The sequence below is a fragment of the Bacteroides sp. AM16-13 genome (assembly GCF_003602705.1).
Lineage (GTDB): Bacteria > Bacteroidota > Bacteroidia > Bacteroidales > Bacteroidaceae > Bacteroides > Bacteroides xylanisolvens.
Map to the genome: position 1 here is coordinate 28,555 of NZ_QTLK01000029.1, position 21,603 is coordinate 50,157.

Below are 21,603 nucleotides of genomic sequence, written 5' to 3' on the forward strand. Positions count from 1 at the left end.
ATCCATACGAAAAATGAAAAAGATACTTGATCTGATAATGATATTGTGCTGTATGGCAGCTTCCTTGTTTTGTTTTGGCTCTTGTAGTGATGACCTGGATATTCAGCAGGAATATCCGTTCACGGTAGAGGCGATGCCCGTAGCGGACAAGATAGCCGGCGGTCAGACGGTGGAAATCCGTCTGGAAATTACCGAAGAGGGCAATTTTTCCGGAACGCTTTATACTCTCCGCTATTTCCAGCCTGACGGGAACGGATTGTTGAAGCTGGAAGACGGTACGGTTCTGAAACCCAATGACCGCTATTTATTGAGTGAGAAGAAGTTCCGGTTGTATTACACTTCAAGGAGTACGAATGAGGCACAAACGATTGATTTGTACTTTGAAAATAACTGGCAGGATGTCCGGCAGCTGAGTTTCAGTTTCAATAACAGGAATGACGGGGCGGAGAAAACGGAAGGAGGAGCCCGTGCCCAGTAAATTGAGCAGGATGTTCTTGAACTGCAGTGACGAGAAATACACTCCGGGATACGGAGTGGCTCCCATCATCAAGTATCTGCCTGAGGGGAAGATCATATGGTGCCCTTTTGACACGTGCCACAGCGAGTTCGTGCTTCATCTGCAGGAAGCCGGATTTCAGGTAAAATACTCGCATATAAATACCGGACAGGATTTTTTTGCTTACGAGCCGGATTGTTGGGATATTATTGTATCTAATCCGCCTTTCAGCAGAAAAATGGACGTTTTTGAACGCTGCCTGCAACTGGACAAGCCGTTCGCCCTGCTGATGTCCAATTTCTGGCTGAACAGTGTCGGTCCGTGTCGGCTGTTCAAGGACAGGGAGCTTCAATTGCTGATGTTTGACAAACGCATCCAGTTTGACAAAGGGGGAGGTGTCTCATTTGGCAGCAGCTATTATTGTCACCGTCTTTTGCCTAAACAAATCGTGTTTGAGGAACTGGCGGTCCGCCGGAATGATTACAGCCGTATGCATCGGGATGTGGATAACTTGAATCGGAATATTGCGGAAGAAGACGCCGGACTTTCCTTAGGCGTTGTTTGAAAGCACAAACGGAAAAATGGATTATGGGAAAAAACTTTTTTATTGTTCTTTCGATTTCCGCCTTTTCCGCCCGTGCCGGAAATCCGCCTTCCATGATTGACAAGGCGGTCACCTGCATCAAGGAGTGGGATTATGACAAGTAAGATATTATGTAAAGTGCAATACTTATAAAATGAGCAAACCTATTGTATATTAATGAATTTATTTAGTCCCTTCGTATAAAAACTTCTCATTATATTCATTCTGTATATATCTAATTATAAAAGAATGATTTTATGGAGAAAGTAGAATTTAAAAAGCTCATTGAACAATGCCTCAATTACTTTTATGAGAGTGGTTATGCGAAGGGTACTATTAATTATTACAAGTGTTTGTGGACAAAAGGTGTTTGTCGGACGAAGGTATTGATATGTATACCTGCATATAGAGGTGTCCGAAGGTCCCTTTGCGACGGTCGGGTTTGGTGTGGATATTGATAGTTGTAAACCCTCTGCTGTTATCCATTCCTGTAAGTTCGGCCTCATCACTAAGCTTGTTGAAGACTTCTACGTCCTCAATCATGTCCGCTGGAATGTGCTTTAGTGTAGAGAGGACATCATTGCCAAAGAACTCTTCCCCATCAATCATGATTTTTCGTACACTTCGTCCATGTGCTTCTACTCCTTGATCGGAAACGGATATACCTGGCATTTTGGTCAGTAGCGATTCGGAGTTGGCTTCCAATACGACCTTATAGGCATTGGCACGATAGCTGAGAGTATCATCGTTCTGTGTGGAACGTAGAGCAGGAGTGCTGATTACTACCTTATCTAACAACTGCACATCTGGTTGCATTCGTATTGTGTCGGGAGAGAGAAAATGTGCATTCAAACGTATGTGGATTCGGGCAGGTTCATAACCCACAAACGTTGCTGTTACATTATAATCTCCATATGGTATTCCTTGAAACTTGGCTTTGCCGTATTCATAGCTTACAGTACTGAGTCGGGCAGGTAGAGCAATTCCACGACAGCCCCTTTCACTGGCTCACCGATGGTGAGGTCGTATAGCGTAAATTCAATATTCTCTTTTTTCTGACCGAAGGCAGGAGAAAGGACAAAGAACAAAGAAACACACGACCAAGGCTATTGTCTTGGAAAAGTTCATGATGATATAATGATTAAATAAGTTCTTGTTGTATTTGCAATTGGTCTAATGATGAATCTCTTCCCTGCAACTATTGTGAGAAGAGATTCATCGGTATTGAAAATTACGCTCCGGACACACGTGGCATCAATACAGGTTCGGCTTTCATGCGTGCCTGTAATGCTTTCAGCAGTAATTCTTTCTTGATTTCTTGGTATTCGGCATCATTCCAGCGATTCACCATTTCATTCGGGTCTTTTTCTAAATCAAACAGTTCTCCTTCATCGCTGTTCATATCGAAAGCTAACTTGTAGTGTTTGTCGATGTAAGTGCAAACATAGAATTTGGTCATTTGGAAACGGTTTTCCACTAAAACATGTTCCCTAAGTTCGCTCTTTTTGCCCATTAATACATCGGTTTGATCAATGCCGGTCATGGTTCTTGGGATATCTTTACCTACTATACCTAAAATGGTAGGAGCAATGTCCACCAATGAAATGAGTGCTTCACTTCTTTTGCCTTGCGGCATCTTGCCTTTGAAGGAGGCGACAAATGGAATCTTCACGGCATCTTCATAGTCGAATGCACCTTTGCCCACTAAACCGTGATGTCCGATAAAGGCTCCGTGGTCTGTTGTAAATATAATTAAGGTGTTGTCTATTTGTCCGTTTTCCTCCAAATGATCCAATATCTTGCCAATGTAATGATCCATCATGGAAACCATTCCATAATAGATGGCTTTGTTTTTCTGCAATTTTTCTTTTGTCCAGCGGTGCCGTGCAATGCCGTGCACCGGATAAGACGGATCTCCTTCCTGCCAGATGGATTTGTCTGGATTCTCCTCTCTGGTTATTCGATAGTGAAGAGGCATGTCTGAAATGTCATCGTTCACGGTTTCGGGTATGTCCATATCATTCGGATTGTACATGGATGCCCACGGTTCAGGTATTAAGTAAGGATTATGTGGGTCGAAGAAACTTGCCCATAAAAGGAAAGGTTTGTCTCCTTTCTTATATTGATCAAGTAGCGCGATGCAACGTTCGGCAATCCAAGCATCTGTATGGTACTTTTCTGGCATTGCCCATGAGCCATATTGTCCTTGAGGAGCATTTCCGGTAGGTGTGCGGTACCAGTCTTTCCATTGCTCTCCGATCTGATTCTGTAACCAAATGATATAATGTTGGCCTACGTGGGGCTCATCTGCATGATTTCTGGCTAACTCTACATGATTGAAACCATAAAATGGTCCGGTGAATGTTTTCCAAAAGTCTAAGTCCTGCAAGATAGGATATGCCTCGGCCGAAGGGTATTGAGCATTTCCAGCCAATGGTTGGAAATGGGCTTTCCCTATGAGTGCCGTTTCATAACCGTATTTTGACAGACACTCTCCGATAGTCAATTCCGTTTCCGGCAATTTAGTTCCTAATGCGTAAGCACCATGTTGGCTGGGATAACGTCCGGTGATGATGGATGCACGTGCGGGGGTACTTACAGGATTGCAGGTATATGCTTTATCAAAGATAACACCTCTTTGAGCCAATCTGTCCAAATTGGGTGTTTGACATTTTGGGTCATTATATCCCACAGCCATCCAGTGATGCTGGTCGCTGGTAATCAAAAGTATATTAGGAGCATTTTGGGAGATTGGGCTATCAATCTGTTTTCCATAATACTTTTGGTAAACCTCGTTAAGTGCAGACTCTTGCGCAATAATCAGCTGGGGTAAAATGACAGCTGTATTTAGCAATAAATTTTTCTTGTTTGTCATTGTAATTGTTCGTTTTAGTAGTTAATAAATTTAGATATGGCCAAACGGCTATAGGCAAATGGTGTTTATACTGTTGGCACGTAGTAAAACCATTTTCTTTTCTTTTCCAGAAGCTGATATTTCTATCCATTGATCTTGACCATCTTCTTCCACCATGATGATGATAATCTGCCCATCCGGATTGACGAATGAGATAGATTTCTGTGCTGCTTCGCCTGTGCTTTTAATGTAATGTGCATCTGGACTGACAAAATGTGATACGTGTTTCATCAGGTAATATTCCGGTGTCCAACGGTAAGTATGGCGAGTAGAATCGACTACAGCCAAAGAGTTTTGTGCCCATCCCCATCGGCTGACACCACCTTCTAATAAAGCCATATTCCAATAGTTATAGATGCTTACCCCATTATTCACGAAATGCTTTAGGATGTCCCAAGAATGGAGTAGCCCTTCCCAGTCGTTTTTGCCGTTGCCACACTCTTGTTCGGTTTGCAGCAAGCGCATTTGCGGGTATCTTTTGCGTACTTCACCAATGGCTTTGCGTCCAGCCCATTGAAAACCTACACCGGAGATGTATGGTGTGGCAGACGGGTTCTGTAAAATGGTATCCACTTGTAGATAATGGGGGCGTTCCATAGTTCCGAACATTACTTCTACTCCTTCTTTTTTCATTACCGGACCTAAATAGCTCCCAATAAATTTGGCCAGGCTGTTTGCTGTCCATATGCAACTGGGAAATACTTGTGCGCTATTATACTCGTTTTGGGGCATCACTGCAAAAATATTTATCCCGTTTTTACGATAGGCTTGGATGAACTTTTGGAAATAGAGGGCGTATGCATTCAGGTGAATCGAATCCGTACGGAACATATCGGTACCTTCGTGCCCTTCTTGTGATAAGAGCAATCCGTTACGGAACTTGTCGTTACGGCAATTGCGTTGATATCGTGAGGCATAGTGCCCGTTGGTTTTCATCCAAGTAGGAGGACACCACGGAGAAGCCCAAATCCGAATATCCGGATTGAGCTTCAAGGCACTATGAATAAAAGGAATAAGCGTTTCCTTGTCATGCTCGATAGAGAAATGTTCCATGGCGTAGTCGTTGGGAGTCTCTGCATATGAGTACCAATCCCTTGAGAAGTCATTGGCGGCTATAGGCATACGACAGATGTTGAAATTGGCTCCTTTCCCAGGTTGAAATAACTCTTGCAATACCTCATTTCGATCTTCTTCGGAGAGAAATGACAATGCGTCCCATCCCAGTTCATTGAAACAGGCTCCAAAACCCTCTATGACTTGGCCGGTATCGGCAGTGTTAATAGTCAGGGAAAGTGCGGAAGCCGTCTGTGAATTCTGCAAAATAATGTTAGTAACCATCTGCCAGGGAGCTTCGATGGTAGTGCTGATATGTAGGTGTGAACTTTGTGAACACCCGGTTAATAAAATTAAGACGCTTGCTATGTAGTAATAAATCTTATTCATTATGTAGGTCCTTTAAATTATTTTCCCCATTTGATAACGACAGTTTCTTCAGGTGTAATTGTAACTTGATTGGCAGTAATGCGGGCATCCTTATTGGCAAATACTATGTGACCTTTGTTTTTCCCACCAACGATGTTAACGCTCTGCATAGATTGAGACTTATTGATAATCAGAGAATAGACGCTGTTTTTACTGCGGAAGCTTTTCATAAAGACATCTTTGTGATGCCTGTCGAAATGAATGGTCTCATTCTGCATTTGAGATGGAAGCAGGTCAATGGTAAATTTAGCCAATTCAGAGTAATTTTTGGATGCACGCGCGCCTAGTGCGATGGGGGAGGGAATCCAATATACCTTTCCTTTGCCATATTGGTTGCTGCAAGCAATGCAGTTTCCGTCTTTGTCCAAAATGGGTGTGGCTTTTGAAGTTTCGATGGTTCCTTTCCACAGATGTGCAGACAGAGCGTACGGAATATTCTTCATGCCTAAATCGAATACGTTCTCTTTTAACTTGAACTCAATGGGGGAAGCTCCGAACAGATTCTCCAATGCAAATCCGCTGACCATCGTGCTGTGTGCCTGGTAGTCATAGAAACCGGTTAATCCGTCGGCAATCAATGTTCCTCCTTTTTCAACAAACGATTCAAGTTGTTGGATTGCCTTATCGTCCAGGGCTATCTGGTGGGAAAGGATAATCACTTGGTTGGTAAAATCATTCAGAGAGAAATCGAACTCTTTGAACTCTTTCAAGCTAACTTGATAACCGACTTCTGTTAATGCTTCGAAATAGGATAGAGGAGAACACATGGCGGCACCGATGCTACGTCCGTTACCATTTTGTTTGCCTCTGGTTTGTGCGGCTTCCACCCATGCGGATTCACGATTGTATAAAATGGAAATGCCGCTGTTCAATGTCTGGATATTCGACATCATTTCGGTGTTATCTGCAATGAACTTTCCTATTTTCGATGCCGCTGTTACTCGGTCGGTAGCCCTGTTCTTAAAATCAATCATTGCCCATTCTCCGGCCTCTGCGGCAGTACTTCTTGCATTGAAACTCCAGAAAATGTTTCCTTTGGCTTCGGTGGCAAAGTTAATCCAAAGCCATTGGGTAATCTCTTCGGCTGTCGGACAGAGAGGATTGGCGCCGCTATAGAGGTTGTTGCCTCCTTGAAGTTCGGTCATTAGCCAGGGTAACTCTCCTGCTCCTGAACGTATCAATTCGGCATTGGCTGACATGCCCACTGTATAGGATTTGCGGGGGAAGTAACCAAAGTGCCAACTTGCGTGTGCCGATCCGCCTAAACTATTCAGAAAAGTGCGCCATGTCGGGAAGTCGTATAAACCGTAGAGCCTGAATATGTTATGTGGATTCACGTGCAGGTTGTGTTTCTTGTCGTAGGTGCGTACCTGTTCTGCTAACCAATTCAGATACCAATTGTGGTAATCGACTACAAATTTGTCTTTTTCAAAGTTCAATACCGGATACCCTTTTTCGTTATAAGCAGAAAACCGGTGTTCTTTTTGCCAATTGGCAAAGTGTTCTTGAGTGAACTTTTCATCGAAAGGCAGGTTCGGTGTGCCCGGTTCATTAATTAATACCCACGCTGTCAAATTCTTGTATTGAGAGAAGTGAGACACTACATTCTTGATGTACCCTTCCACCTCTTTCTGGTGTGCGTCTGAGTGGGGAAATTTGAAACCACCTACATCGGTAAAGTCTGTATCGGGGAATAGAGTGGCATATACTTTTATTCCATATTTTTCCGCCATTTTGAAGGCTGTGTCGAATAAAGTAAAATTGTATGTACCGTTGGAAGTTTGTATATATTTTCCAAACATACGAATACGGCAAGTATTCATGTGGTTTTCTGCCAACAACCTGAACCACTGTTCGATTTCTACTTCGGTTTGTCCTGGTTCAATGAAAATTTGAGCTCCGATAAATGGAGTACTTTGCTTACTGATGTTTGTTCCAAATGAACTTAGATAAGGAACCAGCATGAATAACAGCATTAAAAATGTTTTCTTTTGCATACGGTTATTGTTATAAAATGAATGATTATTTTTTAGATGTTTGTTTTACAAATTCAGATGGAAGTATTTTGAAGTACTCTTTAAATGTCTTGCAGAAATAGGAATTACTGCTAATACCTACCTGATACATTACTTCTGAGACTGTATAATTGCCCTCCTTAAACAGTTCATAAGCCTTTTCCATTCTCAGATTGCGTATCAGCACGGATATAGGTGTATCAGTGACAGCCTTTATCTTTCGATATAGCTGGGTCCTACTCACATTGAACTCTTCGCAGATATTTACGATACTAAAATCCGAGTTACTGATATTTGTCTGAATCAGAGTAATCAGGCTTTCATAGAATGGGTCACAGGGTTTCTTGTCTTTCCTATGTTCTGTACTTTCGTTCAAGGTATATTTGATTAGATCTTTTTTACGGTATTTGATGATGTTATCTATCTTTCTTTGCAATATTTTCATTGAGAACGGTTTCAGAATATAATCTTCGGCACCGCATTCATAGCCTAAGGCAATTTCTTCAGGAGTGTCTTTGGCTGACAGCATCAAAATGGGGATATGATTGGTTATCATGTTGTTTTTCACAATGTGGCATAAGTCATATCCCGTTTTGTCACCTTCTAACATGATATCCAGAAGAATCAAGTCTGGAATGAGCCGTACAATCTCCTTGATAGCCTCATTGACATTGTTCTTGCAGATGATATTGAACTTCTCTGCTAATGAAACACCTAGGTAAGTGCTCATGTCTGAGTTGTCTTCCACAATGATAAGAACGGGTTTATCTTCCTGGAGATTTTCTGACTGTTCATTAATCACAATCGGGCTATCGCCTTTTTCCATTTTTTCATTTTCGTCATAACACTCTTTACCGATCGGCAACTTTATTGTAAATAGGGTTTGAGCTCCATCCGGGTTACTCTTTACCGAAATAGTTCCTTTGTGCAGTTTCACCAATTGATTTACTAATGAAAGTCCTATTCCTGTTCCTTTACTCTTTTGACGGTCATTTTGATAATACCGTTCAAATATATGCGTGATATCATCTTTGGAGATGCCATATCCGGTGTCTTCTACAGAAAACTCAATCGTATCATTGATTAAGGTCACAAATACAGTTACGCTATTTCCTGATTGGCAGAATTTGATGGCATTGGAAATTAGATTGCTGAGCATTTTAAAGACTTTGTCCTCATCCAAATAACCGATAATGTTTGAAGGTTCACAAATCAATCGGAATTCTACCCCTTGTTTGTCGGCAATGGGTTTGAAACGTTCATAGACATCTTGAAATAGTAGGGAAATATTAGTCTTGGTAACACAGAGCGAAATGGAACTTTCGTCAATTTTATGCAAATCTAAAAATTGAGAAACTAAATTGTTCAAATAATCTATGTTTCTGCGTACGATACTTAATTTTGTACTATCCGCCACCTCTTCGATGTCATTAATAATGTCATTAAGCGGAGCAGTCACTAAGGAGAGCGATGTACGTATTTCGTGCGAAATATTGGTGTGAAATTGCAATTTCGTTTCATGCAATATCTGCTCGTTTTCCCGTTGGATATATTCTATCTGTAAATCCCTTTTTAACTTATATTTAATGAAATAGTGATTTAGAATCAGTCCTATTATCCCCGTCACTACAGCTAAATATAATAAGTAGGCCCATCCGGTATTCCATGGAGCTTCTTCTACAGTTACTTCTATACATTTTTCAGGTGTATTCCATACCTCTGCTGTTTCTGATGCTTTTACTCGAAAGATATATTTCCCGGCCTTTACGTTGTTATAGGTGGCGATACGATTCTCCGAGGAGGTGTTGACCCAATCTTCGTCTACTCCGTCCAGTTTGTAGGCATAGTGCATTTTATCAGGGAAGGCATAATTGGGTGCGATGAATTCAAAAGAAAAGTTGTTGTTTAAGTAAGATATCTCTATTTTGTCAGCCTCTGTGATGTTGCACTTCAATGGTACACTTGAGTTAATCTCTTGATTCGGCTTGATAGTTTTGTTGTAAACCATGAAGCGTATGATTTGTGTTTGTGTATTACTTTGAGTGTTAGTGATTTTTTCAGGTTTGAAATAGTTTATGCCATTGATGCACCCCACATATAAGACTCCGTCAGTATCCAAAAAGCTGGCTTCTGTCATGCAATTGGAGTACAGACCGTCGTTGTAGTAGTATTCTCGGTAATGGTTGTTGGTGGGATTGTAATACAATAATCCTTGACTGGTATTTAGCCAAATAGAACCGTCTGCCACCTCTGTTACACTCAGTATTTTATGATTACTCAGTTTTTCATGATTGGAATAAGTATCCGAGCACTCTTTTAAAGAGGAGGTGTCGAATGAATTGAGTCCTGAATCGGTTGCTACCCAAATTTGTTTCCCGTTTTTAGACAAGCACATATCCCAAATGTAATTGCTCTTGAGCATGCTGTTGGCGGTATTTATGCTCTTATATTCCAGAATATCCGAAAATATATTCAATGTAATTATAAATATGCCGTTGGAACGGGATCCTAACCAGATATGTCCCATATCGTCTTTCTCTAAACAGAATATGTCTTGTGTGTATGGAGCATTGAAATAGTTTACAGAGACAGATGAAGAGAAGAGACCTTTTATTCTGACCATTTTCCCCGTACCGCCAATCCAAATGGTACCTTGATCATCTTCGATAATAGCGCTTGCGGCAAGTATATGGTCGTAAATGTCAGTAGGAATGCCTTTTATCTCTTTTAAATTATACAATCTGCTCCTTTTGTAAATATATACGTTCTTATTAGTCAGTATCCATAGGTTTTGGGAAGAATCTTCCATGATGGCGTTGAAATTCTGATTAGAATCGACGGGAAATCTGGTATAAATGCCATTTTTCAGTCGATACAATCCGCTTAATTTGATGCCTATCCATAAGTTGTCCGAGGCATCTTTGCTGATTACTCGCACAAAAGGGTGTGCTTCTTCTTCCGGCATAGGTAACTTGACAAAGGGTAGAGGGTTTAGGCTCAGAATGGCAGCGCCGTTGTGTCCGCTCCCTATCCATAAGCAGTTGGAACGGTCTATAAAGAAAGTCCGAATTAGATTTGACTGAAAGAAAGTGAGACGATTTATTCTTTCTGTGGAAGAAATTTGAAAAATTCCTTTTTGTTCTGCTTGCAGTATACGTATGCCATCATTTTCTGTCCCAGCTATATAAAAATCTTTTTTTATCTCTTGTAGGATTGTAAAAGGAATTTCTATGTTGGTTTTTATCACTTCTTTCCCGGCAATCATATACAAACCTTCATGGTGAAGCATGAATAGTTGAGACGAAGAATTGCAAGAGATGGTTCTGGTCCCTTTGATGCAAGGATGGTCATAAACTTTCTGTATGTTTTGGTTTGTGTCCAGTTGGAACAATCTTTTCTGAGTAAGCACCCATATGCTATTGTCTGACGACCGTACGATTTGTTTGATGTTGGCTTGTTTTAGTTTGTTGATTTTGGTGTGCTCCCAAGTCACTTGATGTGTACTGTCTATATGTAAGAAATAGAGTCCAGTGGAAGTGCCTACCCATATCTTTTGATTGATATCTTCCGTTAAACTTCGGCAGTCTTTCCACGGAGCTTCGGTCAGTGTACGAAAGTTATCTGCATTTTTATCATATAGATTCACACAGTGGGGGCCTTCTGTACCCACAATCAAATTCCCTTTCGAATCAGCAAGAATGGAAAGAATTCTGTTACTTGACAAAGAATTCTTTGCCTTGTTAATATGGTAGTAGTTTTTGTAACCGATGCTGTTGTATTTGCATAATCCGTCATAAGTTCCTAACCAAATGAAATCATTTTTGTCTTGGGCTATGGACGTAACTGCCTGCTGCGGCAATCCTTCGTTTACGGAAAAAGTGCGTAATTGCATCGGGAGTGGCGCATCAGTAGTTTGCCCACACAAAGGTGTGGAAAAAATAATCAAAAGGAAAATGTATAGAATGTAAATCATAATATATTGTGGTTATGCAGGCAAAGGTATAAGTTTTTTATAGTTCTCTTATATTTTCAATCATAAAAGTGTCTTAATGGATATTTTGAGCAAAAGAATGGTATGATAGAGCAAGCCCTAAACATATAAGAGTTGTATTTTTGCAGCAAAATATTAATCTTAAATTATTTTTAAAAGTACAATGAAAAAACTATTATTTGTAACTTTGTTGCTAATATGGAATGTGATTGTGAATGCACAAGTGAAGGTGACTGGTACTGTTTACTCCAAGCAGGATCGTGAAATCTTGATTGGTGCGACTGTTGTTGAAGCGGAAACAACAAACGGAAGTGTTACTGATCTTAACGGTAAATTTTCTATTAATTGTAGTCGTTTACCGGTAACTCTCAAAGTGGACTATATGGGTATGGATTCCAAATTGGTATTGGTGAAGAGTAAAACAGAAATTCCTCTGAAAATCTATTTGGAAGAGACAGCAAACGAAATTGACGAAGTGGTGGTAATCGGTTACGGTACCGTTCGTAAAAGTGACTTGACCGGTTCGGTCAGCTCCATGAAGGGTTCGGACATAGGCAACTCTCACATGTTGTCGTTGGAGCAGGCCATGGCAGGTAAAATGGCGGGTGTGAATATTGTTAATACCAGTGGTGAACCGGGAGCTGGTATCAGCATTACGATTCGCGGTACCGGTTCTATCAACTCGGATAGTGAGCCTCTGTATGTCATTGATGGTGCCCCAATGTCTAAGGATATTGGATCGGAAGTGGGTAATCCTAATGGACTTAGTTCTTCTGTATTCAATCCGCTGTCATCGTTGAACCCCAATGATATTCAATCTATCGAAGTCTTGAAAGATGCTTCTGCCACGGCTATCTATGGTTCGCGTGGTGCTAATGGTGTTGTGCTGATTACCACTAAATCAGGTATGGAAGGCAAGCCTGTGGTCTCTTTTTCAACTTATGTAGGTGTGGGAAATGTATCTAAGAAGATTGATATGCTGCAGGGTGCCGAGTATTTGGACTATATGGCACATGAACGTCAAGATGAAGCTTATATACAAAAATATGATTCTTTGCAATCCACTCCGTTCTATGATTGGCAGGACTATCTGTTCAAAAGCTCCATCACTCAAGAGTATAATATAGGTGTACGAGGTGGAGGAAAGACTACCAGATACTCAATGAGTGCTGCTTATACTGACCAATCCGGTTTGGTGGATAATTCGGGCTTCGACCGTTTCACGCTTCGTTCCCGAATTGACCAGAATATCGGGACTAAGGCGAAGATGGGTGTTAATATCAACTTCTCAAAGACTTCTCAAGATGGTGTGCCTTCCGGTGGGTCGAAAGACACAGGAGCGGATGTATTCCAGCAAGTGCTGAGCTATCGTCCGGCCAATGTGCGCTTTAATGATAAGGATATATTAGACAGTGGTGACTTAACTGATGACTATAATCTTCAAACTAACCCTTATGACTATGTAACTACTGTACAGAACAGATTGAACACTGTCAGAACCAATGCAAATCTCTATTTGCAATACGATATTATCAAGGGACTGCAATTTAAGACATCTTACAATGTGGATATGGTTAATACCAACAAAGAGATTTTCTTCGGTCCTAATATCGCAGCCGGTGCGTCTAAGCACGGTATCGGTGTCAACTCTTGGGCAAAACGTTATAATTGGTCTTGGGAAAATATCCTGACTTATAATAAGGTGTATAAAAAGGATCATAGTTTCAACGCTATGGTGGGATACACTATGGAGAGAAACAATGGTCGTAACTTTTCCATTGAAACTTGGGATTATCCGGACGCTTATGTTGACTTAATTGGTGGTAACGTAGGACTAGGATTGAATATCCAGGCTCCTTCTGTTAAGGAATATACTACAAGTTTAGTCTCTTATTTAGGTCGTGTAAACTATGCCTATAAAAGCAAATACCTGTTTACGGCTAGTGTGCGTGCTGATGGTTCTAGTAAATTCCCAAAGGGTAATAAGTTCTCCTATTTCCCTTCTGCGGCTGTGGCTTGGAATGTGCACCGTGAAGATTTCATGAAATCTTTGAAAAACCTGGATGAGTTGAAACTGAGATTTAGTTATGGACGTACTGGTAATCAGGGGATTGCCGCATATAGCAGCCTCTCTACTTATGCTAATGTATACTATTCGTTTAATACAGTCAGCGGTATTAGACCAGCTTCTGGACTGAAACCCGGTATTGCTACCAGCTCTATTGCCAACCCTGATTTGACTTGGGAGACCACTGAACAGTTTAATGCAGGTTTTGATGTGTCACTGTTTAAACGGAGACTTTCACTATCGGTGGATGCTTATTATAAGAAGACTTTCGATTTGTTGTTGGCTAAACCGTTGGAATATACAACCGGTTTCAGTACGATGATGTACAACTCTGGAAGTTTGGAAAATAAGGGTATTGAGTTTGTGCTGAACTCCATCAATGTGTCTAACAAAGATTTTTCTTGGACTTCTTCTTTGAATATGTCTTTTAATCGGAATAAGGTTCTTAACTTGGGAGAGAACTCAGCTTTGACTTTCAATGCCAACAATGTCTATAGTGAAGCCTTTATACTTAAACCCGGACAGCCTGTAGGCACTATGTATGGTTTCATTTACGATGGCGTTTATCAGTACAAAGATTATAAGAATTTTTATAAGAACAATGACCCTGCACAAGGTCTGTTGTCTTTGGAACAATGTCAAGAGATTTATGACCGTGCCAAGAATGGTGAGGAAACTTTGGTCTTGATGGACGGGCAGCCCAAATATGCTAATGACGTACCGTTGCCGGGTAGTGCTAAGTTTAGAGATGTGGTAGGAGATGATAATAACATTACTACAGATGATAGAACCTATATCGGTAACAGCGAGCCGAAGTTTACCGGTGGATTCACTAATAAATTCAATTATAAGGGGTTTGACCTGAATATCTTCTTGTCGTTCTCGTATGGTGGTAAGCTTTTTGTAACTAATTATTTCCCTGTTAGTGGTTATAATAATCGTAACATCCTGAAACAAATTTATGATGATGCATGGAGACCCTACAGAGATTCCAACAAATGGCCTGACTACACTATAGATTCTTATAAGAACCTCTCATCCAGTCTGTTTGTGGAAGATGGATCTTATCTGAAAATCAAGGATGTTACTTTGGGTTATACATTACCTTCTGCATGGCTTAAGAAAGCCAATATCAACAAGGTGCGCATTTATGTGACAGGACAGAATCTGTTCACTTTCACCAAATTTAATTGGTATGACCCCGAAGTGACTTCCAACAATCCAATTACAGCCGGTAAGTATCATTTTGTTTATCCGAGTTCAAGAACCTTTATTACAGGTCTTTCTATCGATTTCTAAACCCTAAAACAAATATGAAATGAAAAATATAAATAGATTTTTGTTAGTTGCTATAGCTTTTGTGGTGACTTCATGTGAAATAAATTTTCTTGATGAGGAGATGACTACCCAATTGGGCGGTGACCAAGTTTATAAGAAGGTCAGTGATTATGAAATGGCACTGATTGGTGTTTACGATCAGTTGGGCACGCGTAGTTTGCCCACATTGGGTAATGAGATTACAAATTATCTGTCCAACTATAATGCTGGAGTGATACTGTTGAACGAACTGGCTACCGATGAAATGGGTGCCATTGCTGCTGGTGCTTCTAAACAATTGATGCTTGAAGAGTTGGATAAATGCAGACCTACTCCTCAGAACGGTATTATCAAGTCTCTTTATGCCGGTCAATATGTTTTGATTAACCGAGCTAATGATTTGATTTTCCATGCGGAAAAAACAAATTTGAAAAGTCCTGTTATCGACCGTTGTGTGGGTGAGGCCAAATTCTTGCGCGCTCTTACTTATTACAACCTGACTTCAATTTTTGGTGGAGTAGTGTTGACCACTTTGCCTGGTTCAGAACGAGTGGGAAAGGTTTTTCCGCGTTCTTCAACCGAAGCAGTGTATGGACAGATATTCCAAGATTTGAAAGATGCCTATGATGTTCTTCCGGTAAGCTTCGCTGCCCAGAAAGAACTGGGACGGGCTACCAAAATTGCTGCTGCCGCTTTGATGGCAAGAGCTAGCCTGACTGCTGCTACCATGGGAAAATATGCTCACATATCTTCGGAAATGGCTTTGGAAGATGGTATTAACTCGTATGAGTGGGCTAAGACCAGATTTACTGAATTGATTACCCAGGCTAAGACCTATGCAGAATTGGTTATCACTGAAGGATATGGCGGTGATAAAGGAATTTTAGAGACTATGCTTTATAGTGATAGCTTTTATCCATCGGAAAATATGCCTGAGATTATTTTTGATGTACAGTTTAAAGATGCGATGTCTCAAAATGAGGCTGGTTGGGTAGGGCAAGTGTTTGGTCCCGGCTCATGGAACTGGGTTCTTCCTACAGGAACTGCCGCTGGTACTTATAAGCCTTACGGAGGAACTCTTGCACAAAATTTCCCTAAAGATCCTACTAAGGCAACGTGTGATATGAGAAAGTATAAGACTATCACCAATTTCCAATATAAGGGAGACGGTACTTTGTGGCCACCCACGGCTGCCAACAAGACCTATAATTTGGGTAAATTTGCTATGGAGAGAAAACCTGATTACCCCAAGCAGCAGACACCGATTAATTACGTAGTGCTCCGTTTGGCTGAAATGTATCTGATTATAGCAGAAGCAGAAGCCGAGCTGAATAATGGACCTACTGATGAAGCTTTTAAAATGGTGAACCATGTCAGAGCACGTGCTGCCAATGCCACTATCTTGCCGGTAATTACTAAGTCTAATATGGCCGATCCCGATGTCGTGAAGCCTATTGCGGGACTTACTCCTACCACCGATTTGGATAAGTTCAGAATGTTACTTATGCAAGAACGTATGTTGGAGTTTTTGGGTGAAAGTTTGCGTAGAGTTGACCTGATTCGTTCGGGTTGGATAGCAGAATATTTGGAAAATACGAACATTATAGACTTTGATGAAGTAAAATATGTCTATAGGAGAAGACAGTTTGAAGATTATTCTATCTTCTATCCGATTCCTTCCAGAGAAATTACAATTACGAACAATGTCATTAAACAAAACTTCGGATATGGTATTTAAAAACTTACACTTAGTGGCTCCACTTATGGCAAGTGGAACTGCCATGTTCTTTTCCGCTGCCTCTTATGCGGCTGTTCCGGTGGAAGGCAAACCTAATATTCTGCTGATTATGGTGGACGACTTGGGACTTGGTGACCTGTCGTGTCAATATGCGAAGGATATACAGACACCGAACATCGACCGTCTGTTTCATCAGGGCCTTCATCTGAACAATTTTTATGCTAGTTCTTCCGTCTCTTCTCCCAGTAGAGCCGGACTGTTGACCGGTTGTTTCCCGGATATGGTGGGGGTACCGGGAGTTATCCGTACTGAACCGACTGCAAGTTGGGGCTATCTTTCACCTGATGCTATACTGCTTCCTGAAATGATGTCGAAAGCCGGCTATCAGACTGCTATTGTTGGTAAGTGGCATTTAGGTCTTGAAAGTCCTAATCTGCCTAATGAAAGAGGATTTGACTTCTTCCACGGTTTTCTGGGCGACATGATGGATGATTACAATACCCATTTGCGTAGAGGCCACAACTACATGCGGCTTAATACCCAAGAAATCGACCCAAAAGGACATGCCACAGACCTGTTTACCGACTGGGCATCCGAATACGTTACAGAAGCAGGAAAGAAAGACCAACCCTTTTTCCTTTATTTGGCTTATAATGCACCCCATTTGCCTTTACAGCCGAAAGCTGATTGGGAAAAGAAAGTGCGTAAACGTGAACCTACTATTTCGGATACCCGTGGAAAATTAGTTGCCCTTATTGAACACATGGACGATGGAGTAGGCAAAGTCGTTAAGACGTTGGAGAAAAATGGCCAGTTGGAAAATACTCTGATTATTTTCTGTTCCGATAATGGTGGTGACAGAAAAGCGGAAGCCAATAACGGTCCGGTAAGAGGTGATAAAGGAGATATGTATGACGGTGGTATCAAAGTTGCTTGTTCCATCTACTGGAAAGGACATTTGGAGCCTCGAAAAGTGGACAATCTGATTATGATGTCGGATATATTCCCTACATTATGTGATTTGGTTCAAGTGCCTGTAAATCATCGTATCGACGGTATGTCCGTACTTCCGGTACTGCGCAACAAGGAGCAGGTGACCGATGACCGTTATCTGTTCTGGGTACGTCGCGAACATGGCGATTTGGGTGGAAAAACTCAGACTGCCGTGAGATACAAAGAGCACAAACTGTTACAGAACAGACCTTTTGAGCCTTTACAGTATTTCAATGTGAAAGGGGATCCCAAAGAAGCCAATCCTTTGGAGAAAGATCCTCTTTATACTAAGATGTATAAAGCCATGATTGAACATTACAGAGTATCGGGCGCAGTCCCCTGGCAAAAACCTTTAACAAAATGAGGCTTATGAAGAATATTGGGAAAATAACCTGTTGTTTACTGTTTGCTTTAGTAAATCTTTTCCCTGCTGTAGCCCAGCAACTCTCTATCGACCTAACGAAAATGTCGGGTGATAAAAGGGGCATTGTTGAGACCGAGTTCAATAATACAGTTCCGGATAGTTTAGGGGTGTTGAGATGTTATCAACTCAATCTGCCTAACTATATCAAGGCTGTTTATTATGCTCAAGATTCATTTTATGATTACTGGCAGGTGAACGGGAACCGTGTACTCCCGTGGATATTTACTCCCGCTACCCTTAAAGATGTATTTACGCAGCCTGCTTATGGGGTGGATGATCAGAAGAATCCGGCATTCAAAAATGTCGGATTCAAAGATCGGACTCGATATGTGACCAAAAGCGGCTGCTTCATGCAACTATTACTTGCTGATGGCAATGTGCTTGCGGTACTGCCTTTGGCTAATTCTGAAACCATTTCGGACATTTTTGTGACCGAAGAGGGAAAACTTACTTTGCGGGTTGCCAATTACGGAACCGAATCGGTTTCTTCCAAAGTTCCTATATTGGCATGGGGATTGGGATGCAATACCAACGAGGCCTCTTACACTCTTTTCAGCAATCTCCTTACACATGATATGTATAAAGAAACGATGCGCTTGCGCTATCAGAAAGATTATCCCGAAATGTTCAAATATTTGGGATGGTGTACGTGGGAACAATACAAGAAGAGCATTAATTCCGAATTGCTTTTGGGTGAGATTGCCAAATTGAAGAGGGTTAATCTGCCCATTCGTTATGCCATTATCGATGACGGTCATCTTGCTTTACGTTCTGTTGGGAACCTCAAGAATCAGTTGACGAGTTTTGCACCTAATGAAAAGTTTCCTCAAGGATTTGCTCCGTTGCTTTCGCTTCGTGAACCGAACGGATTGAAATGGATGGGGCTTTGGCAGAACTTTAACGGATATTGGGGCGGTTTCTCACCGGTCAATGATTTTGATGATGATATTAAGCAATGCTTACGTACCATTGAAAAGACTGGTTATACCCTGCCGCGTGTGGATGAAACTTCCATCTCTAAAGTATATCAGGCATTTTTGGGTAAATCGGCAACTGACGGATTTGATTTCCTAAAAGTGGACTGGCAGGCTGCCAATCTGTATATGCAAAGATTTGGTGAAAATGCGGCAAAGGGAGCTTTTCTGACTTCAAGAACTGTTGACAACATTGCCAACCGCTATTTTTCCAACGGACTTATTAACTGCATGGCCATGAATAATGTTGTTCTACAGAACACCTATTACGCTAACATTACTCGAACTAGTATTGACTATAAACTGAATAACATGTTTATGGCCAAGGAACATTTGTTGCAATCGTATCACAATGCCCTCTATATGTGTCCTACGGTATGGGGAGACCATGATATGTTCCACTCTTCGGACAAAGTATGTGGTGATGTGATGGCGTTGTCCAAAGCTGTATCGGGTGGCCCGGTTTATCTGTCGGATGCTCCCGACCATATTTCAGTTGCTAAGGTGATGCCTTTGTGTTACAATGACGGACTGATTATTCGTCCTCTGGCACCGGCTACAGTTATGCCGCGCTCGGTGTTCACCTCTCCATTGGTAGAACGGGTGCCTTATTATGTCTCTGCACCTTTGGCAAATGGAGCAGCTGCTATCGTTGCTTATAACTTGTGTGTGGATTCGGTTATGGTATCGGGTAGTGTGAATGCTGCCGACTATGCCATGACCGGTACGCTGATACAACCTTATTCCGGTGAATGGAAACAGCCTAAAGAAGGACTTTTCCTTTATGACTATAAGGCGCATACGGGATATGCTCTCGGAAAGAAGTCGCATAATTTCCAGATTAGCGGATTTGATGACAGACTCTTCTTCTTGATACCTGTATATAAGGGATGGGCGATAATCGGTCGGACGGACAAATACCTTTCTCCGGGCACTGTATCTGATATCAAGTATAAGGAAAACTCTATAGAACTAACATTGCCGGAAAATGGGACCTTTGATTTCTGGTTGAAGAAAGGTACTCCTTATGCCGAAAACATCACTTTTACCGCTTTAGGTAACGGCATTTGGCGGGCCAATGTCAAAAATGTTTCAAACAATAGAATAACCATATTTAAAAAATAACGATTAAAATGAAGAATTTATTATCCATCAGCTCTTGTGTTGCATTAGCAGGATTAACTTCCTGTGCCGTGAGCACAGCTCCAAAAGAACAAGCTCCCAAGCCTAATATTATATATATATTGGCAGATGATTTAGGCTATGGTGATATTGGCATTTTAGGACAGAAAATCATCAAGACTCCCAATATTGACAAATTGGCCTCCGATGGTATGATTTTCACCAATCATTATGCTGGAGCACCGGTGTCTGGTCCTTCCAGATGCATCTTGATGACCGGCAAACACTCTGGCCACAGCAGCATTCGTGGCAATAAGAGTATAGCCGGAGTGGGTGTGGCTCCAATGTCAAGCTCTGATATTACTTTACCGGAAGCTATCAAAAACCAGACAGACTACGTAACCGGTATGTGCGGACGTTGGCATTTGGGTGGTGAGCTGACCAACCAGACGCCTTATCATCGTGGCTTTGACTATCATTTTGGAAAACTGAGTGCCGACTTCCCCAATCGTTACGGAGTATTTATCGATCCCTTATGGGATGAGGACGGTAAGCACGTTTCGTATGACGTGTATTCCAAAAAGAATATTGAGCCGATGTATGAGAATGGCAAATATTACAACCTGACAGAAGAGGAGAATAAATGCCGTCCGATAAATATGGATAGAATGGTGACTGATAAGGCGAAGAAGTTCATCTGCAATAATAAGGACAATCCGTTCTTCTTGTATGTAGCTTATTCGTTGATGCATGCTCCGATGGAATATCATGCAGATATGCCGGTGGAAGCCAACGATTGGCCTGAAGAGGAGAGAGCTTTTGCCTCTATGATGATGAGTCTTGACAAGTATGTCGGTGAGATTATAGCTCAGGTAGATAAGTTGGGCTTGGGAGAAAAGACGCTGATTATATTTACCAGCGATAACGGTGCCCACAACGAAGGTGGACACGACTACCGTTTCTTCCACTCTACCGGAGAGTATAGAGGTTACAAGCGTGATTTGTATGACGGAGGTATGCACACACCTATGTTCGTCCGTTGGACAGGTACTATCCCTGCCGGTTCACGGAACGATGTGTTATCCGCCTTCTGGGATGTGATGCCTACTATCTGCGATTTGGCTGGTGCTCCTATTCCTGAACAGACCGACGGTATTTCTTTTGCTCCCACACTTCTCGGAAAGACTCAAGAGAAGACGCATGAATTCCTCTATTGGGAATTTAATGAGCGTTCGGAACGTACCAAACCAAGACATGAGTACAAACAGGCTGTGGTGTTCGACAATTGGAAAGTCATCAACTACATTGATGCTGACAGGATTGAAGTCTATCAATTGGATAAAGACATTGAAGAAGTCAATGATGTGGCACAGGATCATCCTGAAATCGTGAAAAAGGCGTTGAAGTATATGGAAGAGTCCCATCTGCAGAACCCAATTTTTCCGATGACGAAAGAGGAACGTAATATTCATTGATAAAAAGAAAA

Annotated in this window: 12 protein-coding genes; 7 read left to right on the forward strand and 5 right to left on the reverse strand. The window is 41.5% G+C overall.

The window, feature by feature from the left end:
* Positions 1-13: 13 nt before the first annotated feature.
* The gene (locus DW173_RS19765; protein ID WP_199722853.1) at positions 14-478 is read left to right on the forward strand and encodes a DUF3872 domain-containing protein; all 465 of its coding nucleotides are present in this window, start codon (positions 14-16) and stop codon (positions 476-478) included.
* Positions 479-488: 10 nt separating this feature from the next.
* Entirely contained in the window at positions 489-1,061 is a 573-nt protein-coding gene (locus DW173_RS24005) for a tRNA (adenine-N(6)-)-methyltransferase (RefSeq protein ID WP_199722854.1), read from the forward strand.
* A gap of 354 nt (positions 1,062-1,415) precedes the next feature.
* Here DW173_RS24005 and DW173_RS19775 read toward each other — a convergent pair whose 3' ends face one another.
* The 5 genes from DW173_RS19775 to DW173_RS19795 form a co-directional block, all read right to left on the reverse strand.
* The gene (locus tag DW173_RS19775) at positions 1,416-1,964 is read right to left on the reverse strand and encodes a hypothetical protein (protein ID WP_233562240.1); all 549 of its coding nucleotides are present in this window, start codon (positions 1,962-1,964) and stop codon (positions 1,416-1,418) included.
* A 346-nt stretch (positions 1,965-2,310) separates the two neighbouring features.
* Positions 2,311-3,954 (reverse strand): sulfatase, encoded by a 1,644-nt coding sequence (locus DW173_RS19780; RefSeq protein WP_120145060.1) that lies wholly within the window; start codon positions 3,952-3,954, stop codon positions 2,311-2,313.
* 48 nt (positions 3,955-4,002) lie between these two features.
* Positions 4,003-5,436 carry a glycoside hydrolase family 30 protein gene (locus tag DW173_RS19785; RefSeq protein ID WP_120145061.1) on the reverse strand — a complete coding sequence of 478 codons (1,434 nt, stop codon included), beginning with the start codon at positions 5,434-5,436 and terminating at the stop codon, positions 4,003-4,005.
* Between the two features lie 17 nt (positions 5,437-5,453).
* Positions 5,454-7,472, reverse strand: a complete 2,019-nt coding sequence (locus DW173_RS19790; RefSeq protein WP_120145062.1) for a beta-galactosidase trimerization domain-containing protein — start codon at positions 7,470-7,472, stop codon at positions 5,454-5,456.
* Positions 7,473-7,497: 25 nt separating this feature from the next.
* The gene (locus DW173_RS19795; RefSeq protein WP_120145063.1) at positions 7,498-11,463 is read right to left on the reverse strand and encodes a hybrid sensor histidine kinase/response regulator transcription factor; all 3,966 of its coding nucleotides are present in this window, start codon (positions 11,461-11,463) and stop codon (positions 7,498-7,500) included.
* 181 nt (positions 11,464-11,644) lie between these two features.
* Here DW173_RS19795 and DW173_RS19800 point away from each other — a divergent pair, with 181 nt between their 5' ends.
* Genes DW173_RS19800 through DW173_RS19820 form a run of 5 tightly spaced genes read left to right on the forward strand, consistent with a single transcriptional unit; the run spans position 11,645 to position 21,592 of the window.
* Positions 11,645-14,848 (forward strand): SusC/RagA family TonB-linked outer membrane protein, encoded by a 3,204-nt coding sequence (locus DW173_RS19800; protein ID WP_233562242.1) that lies wholly within the window; start codon positions 11,645-11,647, stop codon positions 14,846-14,848.
* 19 nt (positions 14,849-14,867) lie between these two features.
* A complete protein-coding gene (locus DW173_RS19805; protein ID WP_120145064.1) occupies positions 14,868-16,604 on the forward strand; it encodes a RagB/SusD family nutrient uptake outer membrane protein in 1,737 nt (578 codons plus the stop codon).
* Positions 16,594-17,961, forward strand: a complete 1,368-nt coding sequence (locus DW173_RS19810) for a sulfatase (RefSeq protein ID WP_120145065.1) — start codon at positions 16,594-16,596, stop codon at positions 17,959-17,961. Before DW173_RS19805 ends, DW173_RS19810 begins: the two co-directional genes overlap by 11 nt.
* 5 nt (positions 17,962-17,966) lie before the next feature.
* Positions 17,967-20,120, forward strand: coding sequence for a Sip1-related alpha-galactosidase (locus DW173_RS19815; RefSeq protein ID WP_120145094.1), 2,154 nt, complete (start codon positions 17,967-17,969; stop codon positions 20,118-20,120).
* Between the two features lie 8 nt (positions 20,121-20,128).
* Complete coding sequence (locus DW173_RS19820; RefSeq protein ID WP_120145066.1) at positions 20,129-21,592, forward strand: arylsulfatase; 1,464 nt, start codon at positions 20,129-20,131, stop codon at positions 21,590-21,592.
* The last annotated feature ends 11 nt before the right edge of the window (positions 21,593-21,603 follow it).

What these genes read in the sequence shown, in the direction of transcription:
- DW173_RS19765 (WP_199722853.1), top strand. Translation starts at nt 14, where the DNA reads ATGAAAAAGATACTTGATCTGATAATGATATTGTGCTGTATGGCAGCT.
- DW173_RS24005 (WP_199722854.1), top strand. Translation starts at nt 489, where the DNA reads ATGTTCTTGAACTGCAGTGACGAGAAATACACTCCGGGATACGGAGTG.
- DW173_RS19780 (WP_120145060.1), bottom strand. Translation starts at nt 3,954, where the DNA reads ATGACAAACAAGAAAAATTTATTGCTAAATACAGCTGTCATTTTACCC.
- DW173_RS19785 (WP_120145061.1), bottom strand. Translation starts at nt 5,436, where the DNA reads ATGAATAAGATTTATTACTACATAGCAAGCGTCTTAATTTTATTAACC.
- DW173_RS19790 (WP_120145062.1), bottom strand. Translation starts at nt 7,472, where the DNA reads ATGCAAAAGAAAACATTTTTAATGCTGTTATTCATGCTGGTTCCTTAT.
- DW173_RS19795 (WP_120145063.1), bottom strand. Translation starts at nt 11,463, where the DNA reads ATGATTTACATTCTATACATTTTCCTTTTGATTATTTTTTCCACACCT.
- DW173_RS19800 (WP_233562242.1), top strand. Translation starts at nt 11,645, where the DNA reads ATGAAAAAACTATTATTTGTAACTTTGTTGCTAATATGGAATGTGATT.
- DW173_RS19805 (WP_120145064.1), top strand. Translation starts at nt 14,868, where the DNA reads ATGAAAAATATAAATAGATTTTTGTTAGTTGCTATAGCTTTTGTGGTG.
- DW173_RS19810 (WP_120145065.1), top strand. Translation starts at nt 16,594, where the DNA reads ATGGTATTTAAAAACTTACACTTAGTGGCTCCACTTATGGCAAGTGGA.
- DW173_RS19815 (WP_120145094.1), top strand. Translation starts at nt 17,967, where the DNA reads ATGAAGAATATTGGGAAAATAACCTGTTGTTTACTGTTTGCTTTAGTA.
- DW173_RS19820 (WP_120145066.1), top strand. Translation starts at nt 20,129, where the DNA reads ATGAAGAATTTATTATCCATCAGCTCTTGTGTTGCATTAGCAGGATTA.